11 protein-coding genes are annotated in these 13,950 nt (G+C 40.2%); 6 read left to right on the plus strand and 5 right to left on the minus strand.

The window, feature by feature from the left end; translation table 11 throughout:
* Nucleotides 1-95: 95 nt before the first annotated feature.
* Nucleotides 96-635, plus strand: coding sequence for a nucleotidyltransferase family protein (locus AWM68_RS01340; protein WP_066237405.1), 540 nt, complete (start codon nucleotides 96-98; stop codon nucleotides 633-635).
* A gap of 61 nt (nucleotides 636-696) precedes the next feature.
* On the opposite strand, the gene AWM68_RS01345 is transcribed toward AWM68_RS01340, so the two are convergent.
* From AWM68_RS01345 to AWM68_RS01360, 4 genes are all read right to left on the minus strand, one after another.
* The gene (locus AWM68_RS01345; RefSeq protein ID WP_066236290.1) at nucleotides 697-1,161 is read right to left on the minus strand and encodes a hypothetical protein; all 465 of its coding nucleotides are present in this window, start codon (nucleotides 1,159-1,161) and stop codon (nucleotides 697-699) included.
* A 4-nt stretch (nucleotides 1,162-1,165) separates the two neighbouring features.
* The gene (locus tag AWM68_RS01350; protein WP_066236291.1) at nucleotides 1,166-1,555 is read right to left on the minus strand and encodes a VOC family protein; all 390 of its coding nucleotides are present in this window, start codon (nucleotides 1,553-1,555) and stop codon (nucleotides 1,166-1,168) included.
* Between the two features lie 13 nt (nucleotides 1,556-1,568).
* Entirely contained in the window at nucleotides 1,569-1,778 is a 210-nt protein-coding gene (locus tag AWM68_RS01355; RefSeq protein WP_066236292.1) for a hypothetical protein, read from the minus strand.
* A 153-nt stretch (nucleotides 1,779-1,931) separates the two neighbouring features.
* Entirely contained in the window at nucleotides 1,932-2,744 is an 813-nt protein-coding gene (locus tag AWM68_RS01360; RefSeq protein ID WP_066236293.1) for a phosphotransferase family protein, read from the minus strand.
* Nucleotides 2,745-3,216: 472 nt separating this feature from the next.
* On the opposite strand from AWM68_RS01360, the gene AWM68_RS01365 reads away from it, so the two are divergent.
* The gene (locus AWM68_RS01365; protein ID WP_066236294.1) at nucleotides 3,217-4,830 is read left to right on the plus strand and encodes an MDR family MFS transporter; all 1,614 of its coding nucleotides are present in this window, start codon (nucleotides 3,217-3,219) and stop codon (nucleotides 4,828-4,830) included.
* A gap of 176 nt (nucleotides 4,831-5,006) precedes the next feature.
* Here AWM68_RS01365 and AWM68_RS01370 read toward each other — a convergent pair whose 3' ends face one another.
* Nucleotides 5,007-6,293: a serine dehydratase subunit alpha family protein gene (locus tag AWM68_RS01370; protein ID WP_066236295.1), complete on the minus strand. Its 1,287-nt coding sequence runs from the start codon at nucleotides 6,291-6,293 to the stop codon at nucleotides 5,007-5,009.
* Between the two features lie 385 nt (nucleotides 6,294-6,678).
* On the opposite strand from AWM68_RS01370, the gene AWM68_RS01375 reads away from it, so the two are divergent.
* From AWM68_RS01375 to AWM68_RS01390, 4 genes are read left to right on the plus strand one after another with little or no spacing between them, the layout of a single operon-like run.
* The gene (locus tag AWM68_RS01375) at nucleotides 6,679-8,283 is read left to right on the plus strand and encodes a diguanylate cyclase (RefSeq protein WP_066236296.1); all 1,605 of its coding nucleotides are present in this window, start codon (nucleotides 6,679-6,681) and stop codon (nucleotides 8,281-8,283) included.
* Entirely contained in the window at nucleotides 8,283-9,335 is a 1,053-nt protein-coding gene (locus tag AWM68_RS01380) for a HEAT repeat domain-containing protein (RefSeq protein ID WP_066236297.1), read from the plus strand. The genes AWM68_RS01375 and AWM68_RS01380 overlap by 1 nt, the downstream gene beginning before the upstream one ends.
* The gene (locus AWM68_RS01385; protein WP_066236298.1) at nucleotides 9,319-10,752 is read left to right on the plus strand and encodes a glycosyltransferase family 2 protein; all 1,434 of its coding nucleotides are present in this window, start codon (nucleotides 9,319-9,321) and stop codon (nucleotides 10,750-10,752) included. Before AWM68_RS01380 ends, AWM68_RS01385 begins: the two co-directional genes overlap by 17 nt.
* A complete protein-coding gene (locus AWM68_RS01390; RefSeq protein ID WP_066236299.1) occupies nucleotides 10,749-13,949 on the plus strand; it encodes a hypothetical protein in 3,201 nt (1,066 codons plus the stop codon). Before AWM68_RS01385 ends, AWM68_RS01390 begins: the two co-directional genes overlap by 4 nt.
* Nucleotide 13,950: the final 1 nt, after the last annotated feature.

The raw sequence follows: 13,950 nt of genomic DNA on the forward strand, positions 1-13,950 counted from the left end.
GTGGAATTAACTTGAACGGGTTGTTGTAGTATTCTTATAGAAATCAAGAGGAAAGTGGGGGTAAACCGTTGGATCAACAACAATACATAATTGATATGATCGAAAAAGATGACTGGATGATGAGTGTTTTACGTGCTGCCAAAACGTTAGAACTACCAGACTGGTGGATCTGCGCAGGGTTTGTTCGAACAAAAATTTGGGACACTCTTCATGGTTTTGAAGAACGAACAAAGCTCTCAGATATCGATGTCGTTTATTATGACCCACATCATTTAAGCAAAGAAGTAGAAAAGAAGTATGAAGAGATGCTTCATAATCGGATGCCTGACCTGCCATGGTCGGTTAAAAACGAAGCAAGAATGCATCTCGTAAATCATGATTTCGAGCCTTATACATCAACCGTTGATGCTATTTCTAAGTTTCCTGAAACCGTGACGGCCCTTGGAGTCACACTCAATGACAGGGATAAAGTAATTTTAGCTGCACCGTGTGGACTTCACGATGTTTTACATATGGAAGTGAGACCCACTAGCATTTTTACCAAGACAGAGGAGAGAAGAAGCAAATATAGAGAGCGTGTTAAAAACAAAAACTGGCAAGCGACCTGGCACAAAGTGAAAATCGCCGAATGGTAAAAAGCTTGAGCAAGTGGCTCAAGCTTCTTTCTTTGACTCATATATTCTTCGTGAAAAATTGTTAAACCGTACTTTTACTCCTATATCTCCTCGGACCTGCTGGCTCCGTTGGTTCTTCAGGTTCCTTTGATTCTCTTCTTCTTCTAGGTTTAAACAAGGCGTAACTCAAACAAAAACCGATTGAGCAAGTGATTCCATATCCAAATACGGCAAACGTATTGAGTCCTTCAAACTTTGCCCAATAGAAAATGGTAAAACGATAGATCAGAAGAAAAACGACACTAAGTGCAATATATAAAAGCAGGTGAAATCGGAATTTCAATCTCATCTTATCTTTAAAAGATTCAATAATAAAGGCTACAGGAAGTGTGCAAAAAAGAAAAAAAGGAAGTGCTGTAATAATTCCGAAAAATAGACCGAATAACACACTTTGTGTGCGAAGTTCTAAAGGGTTTCCGCCAGGAATGGCAAAAAAGAATAATGCGCCACAAAGTACTGATATTACAGATGAAATAATAACTCTCATGAATCTATCTCCTTACTGCTTGTTGAAGCTTCTCATATGTAGCTTCTTCATCTTTGTATTCAAACAATCCTAAGCAATTTCCCCAAGGGTCTGAAAAAGTAGCCCATCTTACAGACACTTCATCACGTTCACAAATCTCAAATTGTTCAATGTTTAATTTCTTAATCAATCGTGTCCGTTCACCTTCAAGGTCCATAACACCTAAGCGGATCGGACCGTTTCCTTCTGTTGGAGTTCCCTCTGCTACCTGCAGCCAGCAGTTAGGAAGCAGCTCCCACTCTGCGAAACCATCATGGGGATTGAAGTCAGGTGCACGGTTCAACAGCGTTTCATAAAATTGCTGTCCTTCACTCATATGAGGAACACGAACTTGAACAGTCATTTCATATATCATGTGTTATTCTCCTTTACTTAATCGTATTGTCTTCTAAAAACGTTCTTAGTGACTCAGAAGTTTCATAACAGACGTTTTTATTTTCAGTACAGATTACTTCTCTTTCTGCAGAATAAAGAAGTTTTGCCTCTGTTTGTTCTCTGCTGAATTCTTCAGATTCCTTTGAAGTCTTAAGAATAAACGAATAATCAGGTTTTAGAGAGGGTGTATCGATTTCTTTCATTTTTCCTAAGGTCATTTACAATAATTTGGTCTATCAATCCAAATTTTGTTCCGAAGCGTTCGTTAACTTGTACCTCTATATTTGATCGTAATGGGGATGGATCGCTGCAGCCGGTTATTAGTAACACAAGGCGCAGAGGCAGATTCTTATTTTTCAAAAGCGTTTATCCTTTACGTAAGTTTCTATAAGAGATACCAGCTGCTTTATTTCGTGATGTGGAAGTTTCTCACTCAACCTAGCTGCTGCATTGATAACCATCCATTTTCGCAGGGAACTTTTTGAAAAAGAATATTGCCTATTATAACGATGTTTATAATACTTTGCTAAAAGTTTGCGGACATACAACATCGTTCTATATTTCAGTGAACTTGTATACTTGGATAAACCGCCGAAGCATAAAATAAGCAGAGTTCGTGCTAAGTCAGCTTCTCTGTTTCCTTTTGTAGCGTCAGCCCAGTCGATTATGGTTGGATCGTTTCCAGAAAGCAGGATATTATCGGGATGAAAATCACCATGACATAAAGATTCCCCATCTGGCAGTGTTCTGAGGAAGTCATATATTTTTATTTTCACTTCATTATTTAGCGCATCTGCAGAATCAATCTTTCTCAATAAAACATCTCGTTGAGAAGGAAGGCGAGAAAACGTCTTTTCATGTATGTTTACTTGGAGATGTGCCATTTGTTTGAGTAGGCGTAAAATAAGCCAGGGTTTACTTTCTAATAAGCTAGTTACTGTAGTGCCTTCAATTCTTTCATAAATAAGCGCTCTTCTGTCTGCAATCGTACCACTTTTACAGACAGAAGGTGCCGGAAGTCCTGAGTTACTGATCATTTTACCAACTACAAATTCTTGTTCAATAGAAGCATCTGATACGTCCTCATAAAAGAGTTTCGCCACTTTCTTAGAAGAGAGGGCTACCACTTGTGCTGTACTTCCTTCACCAATTACATTTATATGTTCCACGTCATGTGAACTCCTTCAGTACAGTTTCTATACATGGATAATTTTAGCATATATTCCAAGTGAAGAACGTATAAATATTTTGTTTGACTGAGTGGTCATAAACGGTATATACTAACTTTTGTTGTTAATGACTAGTCGGTCAAATGGGTGAAAAATAAAAAAGAAAAAGCAAGTAGAGATTGATCGCAAGTCACTGCCATGGACAGAAAAAGAAGTCATTGAAGGTAAAATGAAATAATTACTTAATAAAATGAAAGATTTACTTCATCAAGAATCAATACCCGAAGAAAGTAAAGAGGATTATCATCAAGTTATTGATTTCATCTCGCTTTAAATTAAGAAAGAGCAGCCGCAAAAGATGCACATTCAAGGCATGCTTGCTAATTTACTAGGGATTAAACGAATTAAAAAAGAGCATGAACGAATGAATCGCAACAGTTTTAAACGTTCAGCTTTTATAAGGAGAATAGATATGGAAACAGTACAAAAAACGTTAAACACGAAGCTTATCATAGCTGGTTTGATCATCGGAATGTTCTTTAGTGCATTGGAACAAACCATTGTTGGTACCGCAATGCCAACGATAATTGCTGATCTGAACGGATTTTCAATCTTTGCTTGGGTGACGACCGCATACTTGATTACATCAACAACCGTCGTTCCGATCGTAGGAAAGCTTTCTGACCTTTACGGACGCAGAAAATTATACTTACTTGGGAACTTCATTTTTATTTTAGGTTCTGCACTTTGTGGAACAGCCAATACGATGGAAGAATTGATTATTTATCGCGGCCTTCAAGGAATTGGTGGAGGAATGATCATGCCTCTATCACAAACGATTATAGGGGATATCTTTACTGCTGAACAGCGTGCGAAGTGGCAAGGGGTGTTCGGTGCGATTTATGGATTAAGTTCTGTTATTGGTCCTTTTATCGGAGGACTTATGGTTGATCACATCAGCTGGCACTGGATCTTCTTGATCAACGTACCATTTGGAATTATTTCTACAGCTATGATCGTGATTGGTATGAAAAATGAGACAATCAGGGCTGCAAAAGGCAAAGTACACATTGATTACTTTGGTATTTTTACGCTGATTCCAGCGGTTGTCTTGCTGCTTTTAGGCCTCACATTCGGCGGAGATAAATTTGAATGGCAGTCAACAACGAGCTACCTATTATTCGGAGGATTTATTGTCCTTCTCGCATTGTTTATCTTTATTGAAAAACGAGCAGTTGAACCCATCTTAAATCTTTCACTCTTTAAAAATCGGGTCTTTGCAACAACGAACATTTTAGGGTTTTTACTCGGTCTAGGTATGTTTGGTGCCATCATGTTTGTACCGATGTATATGCAAGGAATCTTAGGCGTTAGTCCGACAAAAGCAGGATCAACAATGACGCCGATGATGATTGCGCTTATTATAGCAAGTATTATCGGTGGCAGACTTTTGTTAAAACTCAAGTTTAGAACAGTGCTCACTGCAGGTATGATGATTACAGCTGTTGGATTCTTCCTTATGAGTACGATGAATGTGGACTCAAATGAATTTACAGCATATGCTTACATGGTCATTCTTGGCTTCGGTATGGGTCTTGTCATGCCAACATTGATGATCGCAGTGCAAAATGAGTTTCCAAAATCTCAGCTTGGTGAGGTGACATCAGCATCAACGTTCTTCCGTTCAATCGGGGGTACGATAGGGATTACCATTTTAAACGCAGTGATGAACCACTCACTTACAGATAAAATGAGTGATGCAGCAAGCAGCGCATCTAATCCGATTCTCGGAAAAGCACTTGAAGAAATCGGGAAAAAGACAGACGCGATGTTTGGGATCTTAATCAATCCAGAACTTTTGCCATTACCAACAGAGCTAAAAACACCTGTTATTGCAGCGATTAAAGACGTCTGGTCAACATCTTTCTCAAGTGTGTTCTTAACCGGGTTGATCTTTATCGCAATTGGGATCGTTGTAGCGTTATCGGTTGGAAAAAGTCGTATTGTAAAAGATAAGCCTGCAGATTCTATAGAGCAAGGCACTGAGGAAGGGCAATCATCCTCTAATAAGTTAGCAACTGAATAATAGGAAAAAGAGCTGATCTGCGTTGATCAGCTCTTTTATTATGAATCGTAATTTTCCGTGATTGTGGTTGCTTTTTCCGTGATTAGGATCATTTTTTCCGTGATCGAAGCCACTTTTTCCGTGATTCACTTCGAATTGCACGTGATCAGCTCAATCGACGAGCATTTTCCAACGATTTAGACGGTGCGCTTCTTATTCACCATCATATCCAACAACACAGAGTCAGTTGTCGTAGACGTTTCATTCCCAAGTCGGCAGAAATTTTCAATCGTCTGCTCTACATCTTCTTCAATAAAACCGTTTGTTGAGGGGATACATAATCCGTTTGACGCTAGGATTGCAGATTGAACAGCAGCACTCGAACACGTCGCCACCTTCATGGCACATCCTGCCTTCGCTCCGTCACAAACCATTCCGCTCACATTGCCTAGCGTGTTTTGGATTGCGGCTTTCATTTTATCCAGGTTATCACTCAGTAAATAGGTAATGGCAGCAGATGCACTCGCACCCGCAACGGTCACACCGCATAAGGCGGACAATCGTCCGAATTTTGACTTCATATAGATCGAGAGAAGATGACTTAACGTCACAGCGCGCAGCATTTTTTCTTCTGTTGCACCTAACTTTTCAGCTGCTGCGACAACTGGCATCGTAACAGCGATCCCTTGATTTCCACTGCCGGAGTTGGCCATTACGGGCATCGTTGAGCCAGCCATTCTCGCGTCAGAACCTGCAGCGGACAGTGCCATGCTATAAGTGGCAAGGTCATCGGAGAGAAGGCCTTTTTTTGTTTGATCGTACAGCGTCTTTCCAACTTGTAAACCGTAGTCATTGGAAAGTCCTTCTTTACAGATTGCAGTGTTTAACTCAACACTTTTTTTAACAAGATCCAATCGTTGGATCGGGACGTCTGTAATAAAGGAATAAAGGTCGTCAATAGTTAGCTTAGGGAACGGGTCTTTTCCTGCTGATGAAGATGGGCTTTGTTTTAATTCATCTACTAATACCTGACCATTATGAGAAATGTAGCTTACATTCGTATGATCACCAGAGATGACAACAATCGCTTCCTCTGATTCAGACTTCACTTCAACTTCTATATATAATTTTTCAGGGCCATCCGTCGTTTTAACCGACACCATACCCTTAGTGACAAGGGCTATTGCTTCATCTTCGTCGCTGTTCGTCACGCCTTCTAGTACGCGTAACTTTTTTGCCGGGTCACCAGCAATCGTGCCAAGAGCGGCTGTAAAATCAATACCTGTATGATTCATACCGGGAATTCCTACAGATAAAGCATTTTTGATGACATTTCCACTCGCTTTAACAGAGATGGCTGTTACTTGGCCCTCAACGTATTTTTTAGCTGTTGCAGAAGCAAGGGCAATCGCAACAGGTTCTGTACAGCCTAGCGCCACAACGAGTTCTTTTTCTAAAAGGTCATATATCATTTCCGTTGTCATGATTTCATCTCCATCCCCATTCATCTCTTTCTTAAGAATAACGGTTTGTTCACCTGAAAAGAAGAGGAAAGTCTTATCAATTTTATTTTCTCTAACTGAGAAATCAGGACAGGGATACAGGTAATTAGGCGCTAATTTAATGAAAAATATAAAAGAGAAACAAATCTTTTTTCCTAGTCCAATGAAAACAAGCTTTAGATATCAGACAAAAGAACAAAGACAATTCATTAATCTGACAAGGATTGCTTTTAAAATCCTTTTGATATAAAGGTATAGTGGGAGAAAAGGAACTTTTTAGAAAATCTGTACGAAATCACTAGTCACCAACATAAATTATAATTATTATAAATAAGTACCATCTAACACCTTTGCAAGGAGTTTTAATATGGATTCTAAATTAACAAAATATCAGTTAATGCTTGAAAAAAAAATTAACCAACAGATAAACGAATGGAAACAGTCGGAAAGCATTGTGACAAACAAGGAACTTTATCAATTTTTGCATACGATTACAGGAACAGCTGGTACAATTTCTCTTCACGAGATTTCGAACGAAGCAGCAAAATTGATGAAGACGCTGAATGAAGCAGATCAAAAAAGTTGGAGCTCTGAAGATGCTATTAACTTTTTACATCCTGTTACAAAATTGTTTGCTTCGAGTCAGGTTTCACATGTTCCCAATGAATATATTCAGCTTGCAGAACAAAATAAGCCTCTTCTTTTATTTGTTGATCAAGATATTCCTTATCTGATTTATAGCAAAGAAAAGTTAGAGAAAAATGGCTGGGCAGTTGTGGTTTCACCGACCATTGAAAAAGCCTTAACCATGTTTTATGACTTACATCCAGATTGTATGATTGTGAGTAATTCCGCTGAGCTTGGTGGATATGAACTGATCAGACAAGTGAGAGAAACACTTGCACATGAGTTAATACCAGTGGTCGTCACCAGCTCGTCAACGGATAAGGATCAGCGTATCGAAGCATTTACACGTGGTGCGGATGATTTTATGGAAAAAACATTGGAATGGGATGAGTTCATTGCAAGAATTGAGCGGCAGTTAAAAAGAAGTAAGAGCGTAAAAGATTCTCTTTTGAAAGATGAGCTGACAAAAGTTTATAATCGGAAATTTCTTAACGATGTGTACCAGAGGCTCTCTTCGGAACATACGAGGCATAAAAAAAGTTTTTCGCTCATCATGATTGATATTGATTTTTTCAAGAAAATCAATGATACATATGGTCATACTGCGGGTGATCACGTGTTGGTAAAATTTGCGGATTTTATGCGTTCAAATCTACGGGGTCAAGATGTGGTTATTCGGTACGGTGGTGAAGAATTTCTTGTCCTCATGCCTTATACGAAACGTAATGAAGCAAAAGAAACAGCCAGCCGTTTGTTAGAAAAGTTAAGTCAGAACGTCTTTGCCTATAATGAGCATTCATTCTTCGTATCGTTTTCTGCAGGTGTCTATGAAGTGAAGAGCCCCATTCCTTTAGCGGAAGCGGTAAGAACAGCTGACAGCGCTTTGTATATAGCAAAAGAAAGCGGCAGAGGCAGGGTAGAATCCGCGATTGTACAAACTGAGAAAAAACGCCGGCTTAAAGTTGCAGTCATTGATGATTCGGAAGTCATTCGTAAAATGCTGGAAAGTTTCTTCAAAGAGCTAGAAGTAGAGAAGTATGAACTTGAGATCCATGCGTATCAAGATGGCGTGTCATTCTTTGAAGATGACTGGCATCATACGAACGATGAATACTTGATCATACTCGATGGTGTTCTTCCGAAGATGGATGGTATTGAGATTCTAACCAAGCTCCGTCAATATCCCGACAGCAGCCGATACACGATTCTCATGCTTACTGCACGAAAGGCAGAAGGAGATATCGTACGTGCACTGAACCTAGGGGCAGACGATTATTTAACAAAACCTTTCAGTATTCGTGAACTTGAAGCGCGCGTTAAAGTCTTAGTGCAGAGGGTAAAATAATGCTTTCACAGGAAATTGTGCTCTTAGTCTGGATTGCGCTCGTTCTATTAAGTGCTCTAACCGGTATGTTTTTATATTTAGTGATTAAAAAGGCACTCGAGATGTCTCAGGAAAAAAAGATCAAACATTACATGGAGCAAATTCATCAAGCTGTTTATGCCTATTTATATCAAGAACAGAATTCTCGTCACCTTTTGCCAGATTCGAGTATTAAATATTTCGCGATTGAGCGTCTTTTAACAGAATACTCATCAGTGATTGAAGGTGAAGGCAAAGCGCGTATCTCACAACTGGCAGATGAACTTTTTCACGACCGATACAAAACGTTTCTGCAACAAAAAAAATGGAGCAGCAGAATGAACGTGTTATATAAAATTGATGGCTTCAGAATGAAATCGTTATCTGAAGTGCTTAGGGAAATGTTGATGGATGAAAAAACATCAAAAGAAGAAAAGCTGATCATCTTTCGGTGTTTGTCTACCAATCAAGATGAGGCGTTATCTGAGCTGTTCCAATCTGAACCTGTCCCATTATCAGTACTCGAATACAGAAGTATTTTGAATCGTATGGATGAAAAGACGTTTATCAAGATCACCGATGATTATTCGTTGTATCCTTATCCATTGAAGCTTGCCATCATAGATATGATCGGCATTCAGAAGAAACTAGACTATGTTCAGTTCTTAGAGGATCAGTTGAGTGATGAAAATTTTGAGATCCGAATCCGCTCCATGAAGGCGATTGGTGAAGTCGGGTACTTGTCAGATTCAGAAGTGGTGAAACGGTTCGCCCGGTCTGATCAATGGGAAGAGCGATTGATGGCAGCGAAAGTGATCGGCAAGACGCGAGTTGTAAACGGTCTTGATGTACTGGATACGCTTATAAAAGATTCATCTTGGATGGTACGTGCTCAAGCGGCAAGAGCATTTTTAAGTTATTCCGATGGACTTGAACGACTATATGATATTCGCTTTACGAGTGATGATCCGTTTGCCCGTGATATGGCATCTGAATGGATTGAGAGAGGAATTGAAGATGGTTACAGTTATTAGTCAGTTATGGCTCGAACTTCTTTGGGTTTTTGGCTGGTTTATTTTGTTTTATATGTCAGGTGTCGTTCTCTTTTATGGTTTACTTTTTGTTCTCGCGGCTTTTCAGCTGAAACGCGAGGAGAAGATCGACTCATTCGAGAGATATGAAGATTACATGGATGCGAGCTATACGAAGCCCGTATCTATTATTGTACCTGCTTATAACGAGGAACTTGGGATCAAAGGAAGTGTCCGTTCGCTGTTGAGCATTAACTACCCAGAGTTTGAAGTGATCATTGTAAATGATGGTTCCAAAGACCAAACCGTTGCAACGGTTATTGAACACTTTCAGATGAAAAGAGTTAAGAAAGCCATTCAGACAAGGCTGGAAACGAATACGATAAAAGGAGTCTATCAATCCGTCATCTATCCGAATCTCTGGCTGGTAGATAAAATGAATGGCGGAAAAGCGGATGCACTGAACGCGGGTCTTAATGTCTCGAACTACCCTTATTTTTGTTCCCTGGATGGAGATTCTGTACTTGAACGTGATGCTTTTCTAAAAGTGATGAAACCGATAATTGATTCAGATGAAACAGTGATAGCGTCTGGCGGAAGCATTCGAATCGCAAACGGATGTGATATTCATGAAGGACAAGTGGAGAGCATCGGTTTGTCCAAAAATCCAATTGTGATCATGCAAGTTATTGAATATTTGAGAGCTTTCTTGATGGGACGAATCGGACTCAGCCGGTATAACTGGCTTTTAATTATCTCTGGTGCGTTTGGTGTGTTTTCAAAAAGATGGGTAATTGAAGCAGGCGGTTATAAACGGGATACGGTCGGAGAAGACATGGAGCTAGTCGTTCGTCTGCAGAAACTGATCAAAGATAAAAAAGAAAATAAAAAAATCGTTTATGTGCCAGATCCAGTCTGCTGGACAGAGGCTCCAGAAGAACTGAAGTATTTGCACAGACAGAGAAACCGCTGGCATAGAGGGTTGTTCGATAGTCTTTGGATTCATAAGAAAATGCTTTTTAACCCTAAATACGGTTCGATCGGAATGGTATCTCTTCCTTATTTTTGGCTGATTGAACTTGCTGGCCCTGTTGTAGAACTATGCGGCTACCTGTTTGTCATTCTCTCCTTTTTCCTAGGAGGAATCTACATTGAAATGGCTTTGCTATTTTTCCTGTTATCCGTAATGATCGGGTCACTTTCATCGATGGGAGCAGTCATTTTAGAAGAGTGGAGTCTAAGAAAATATCCGAAGATTTCAGACATTGTAAAATTGTTCGGCTACTCTTTGACGGAAACACTTTGGTATCGTCCATTAACTGTCGTTTGGCGCTGCCAGGGATTGGTTCAGGCAATCAGAGGTAAGAAGTCTTGGGGAGAAATGAAGCGAAAAGGGATATCCGGGGGAATTTCACAATGAATACACTGCAGAAATCAAGGAAACGTTTCTTTTTGCTTTTTATTTTTCTCGTTATCGCACTCCTTACTTCGCCGTTTTGGGTGTGGTGGCTGAAACAAGAAAAGGAACTGAACGTTGCCATCGTGGATAAAACCGTAAAAGAAGAGACGTACCGTGAGCATAGCGGATTAGTTTGGGCGCTAAACCATATGAAGATTCAGAATAAAAACGGTGAAGCGTACGAAGAGAGAAAACATTTTAGCCGCTCTGTACCACAGTTTCATAAGGATAAGATGCCTAAGGTCCTTTATCTAGCAGATAGCTATGGCGTGGAACGAATCAATCATGAGAATAAACCAAGTGTAGAAGGCGGTTTGACAAATGAGGAAGTCGAGAACATCAGACATGCTGTTATGTCAGGGAAAACAAACCTCATCGCCGAATTTAACACATTCGCGAGTCCGACAGGAAAAGAAGCTCGTGAAGGCATATCTGAGCTGTTAAACGTAGAATGGTCCGGCTGGATCGGCAGATATTTCTCAGATCTAAACGGCAAAGAAGTTCCTCCTTGGGTGAAAAAGAACTATGTAGAACGGTATGGTGAGTGGACGTTTAAAGATGGCGGCATGCTGTTCGTTCATGAAAAAGGGAAGATGGTTGTTTTAGAAGATCGTGATATGAAGAAAAAAGGGGCAACGTTCTCTTTTACAGATGAAGGGGAAAAAACGTACGGATTAGAGGCTTCTGTTCCTTATCATTATTGGTTCGATATCGTTAAACCATTTTCTGAAAAAGAAGTCATGGCACAGTACGAACTGAAATTAACCGACTCTGGCAAACAAAAGGTTCAAAAACATCAGATTCCTACCGTGTTCCCAGCAATCATTCATCATCAGAATGCTGCTTATCAAGCGACTTACTTTGCTGGAGATTATGCGGACCAAGCTGAACTTCCAGAACTGTATCAATCGTGGGGAATCAGCTGGATCAAACAAAAGTTTGCGCTCGATGACGGCCAGGGAAGTACGTTCTATTGGAAAGTGTATTTGCCTTTAATGAAGTCGATCTTACAGAATGACCGACCTGCAAGTGGACCAAAGCAAAGCGGTGTTGAGGTTGAAGAAAAGAATGACATTAAGATCAACGCAAGAGCAGAAGGGAATTATCTTCAAGTTCTTCAAAATGGAAAATGGGAAGACATGCTGATCAAAGGGGTGAACATGGGAATTGCCAAACCTGGCAGTTTCCCAGGAGAGACAGCAATCTCTAAGAGTGAATACTTCCGGTGGTTCAAACGGATTGGTGAGATGAACGCGAATGCTATCCGAGTTTATACGATCCACCCCCCAGGCTTTTACGAGGCGTTTTATGAATACAACAAGATCGCCAAAAAACCATTGTTCCTTTTTCATGGGGTGTGGGTAAACGAAGATCAGTTAATAGCTAAACAAGACGTTTATGCACCTGAAGTTTCCGAAGCGTTTCAGAATGAAATCAAGAATGTGGTGGATATTGTGAACGGCAACGCCACGATTCCAAAAGTACCAGGACATGCTGGCGGTGAATATCGAAACAACATCTCACAATATGTACTAGGATATATTCTTGGAGTGGAGTGGGACCCGGAAGTCGTCGTTTCCACCAATAAGAAACATCAAGGAAAAAACAATTATTCAGGAGACTATTTTTCAAGTGTTGACGCTTCTCCATTTGAGAGCTGGCTCGCCTCTATGCTGGATTATACGACGAAGTATGAGACGGATACGTATAACTGGCAGCACGCGGTGAGTCATGTGAACTGGGTAACGACAGATACACTAAAGCATCCTGCCGAACCTTTTGGAAAGGAAGATAGGGTATCAGTCGATCCAAACGCCATCAAGCCTCAAGGATCGTTTAAATCGGGTTATTTTGCGTCTTATCACGTTTATCCGTATTATCCTGACTTTTTAAACTATGAGAAAAAGTATCTGGACTATGTGGATCAGCGTGGAAAGAAAAACAACTATGCGGGTTATCTGAACGATTTAAGAAACGTACATGAGATGCCAGTCGTTGTTGCAGAATTTGGTGTACCAAGTTCGAGAGGGATCACACATGAGAACGCATTCGGATGGGATCAAGGCCACCATTCAGAAAAAGAGCAGGGTACGATGGATGCAATGTTGTTTGAAGACATCGTGGAGGAGAAGATGGCAGGAGGTATGGTATTTACATGGCAGGACGAGTGGTTTAAGCGTACATGGAACACGATGGACTTTGATAATCCAGACAGACGTCCGTTTTGGTCAAACGCTCAAACGAACGAACAACAATTTGGACTGCTATCCTTTGACCCGGAGTCTCCCATTAAGGCAGACGGAGAGGTTGGGGACTGGGTAAGTATAGCGCCATACCAAAGCTCTTCTAAGAATAAAGATTTAAAGTCTTTATATGTAACGAGTGACAACCGATATGTATATATGCGGATTGATTATAACAAAAAGATAGATTTAGAGAATTTAAATACGACCATTTTAGTAGATACAATTTCTGAGCAAGGACAGCTGTCATCACCAGATCGGTTAGTCAAAATGGATGCTGGCGCTGAATTTGCGATTAATCTTGTAAATACGAAGAAATCTAGGATACTCGTTGATAGTTATTACGATGCGAACTATTACTTATACGGGCATGAGCTTCAAATGATCGAACAGAAAGATTATGCGAGCAAGAAAAACAACGGAATCTATCACCCGATCACAATGGTTTTAAACAAAGAGCTTACGATTCCAAGTACGAAGCAAGTGATACCGTTTCAGTCGTTTGAAACAGGAAAACTGCATTTCGGAAACGGAAACCCAGCTTCTGAAAACTATGATTCTCTTACAGACGTATCTGTGAATGAAAAAGAAGGGATCGTAGAGCTTCGGATACCATGGCTTCTTCTCAACGTAAAAGATCCTAGTCTTCATGAAGTGATGGGAGACATGTGGAGTGGAAAGTTAAAGGGCAGCAAAAAAACGGATGGTTTTGCGATTGCAACATTCACGTACAACGAGGATGGAAAGAAGGTTGTTGACTCTCTGCCAATCGCAAAAGAGGGTGTCATTCCGCTTTCAGATACAAAGAAATATCGGTGGGATGAATGGAACGAACCACTCTATCAGGAAAGGCTGAAACAGTCTTATTATGAAATGCAAAAAACGTATGAAAAAGTGAAGAGATCGGAGGAATAAT

The sequence above is a fragment of the Fictibacillus phosphorivorans genome, from assembly GCF_001619875.1.
Lineage (GTDB): Bacteria > Bacillota > Bacilli > Bacillales > Fictibacillaceae > Fictibacillus > Fictibacillus phosphorivorans_B.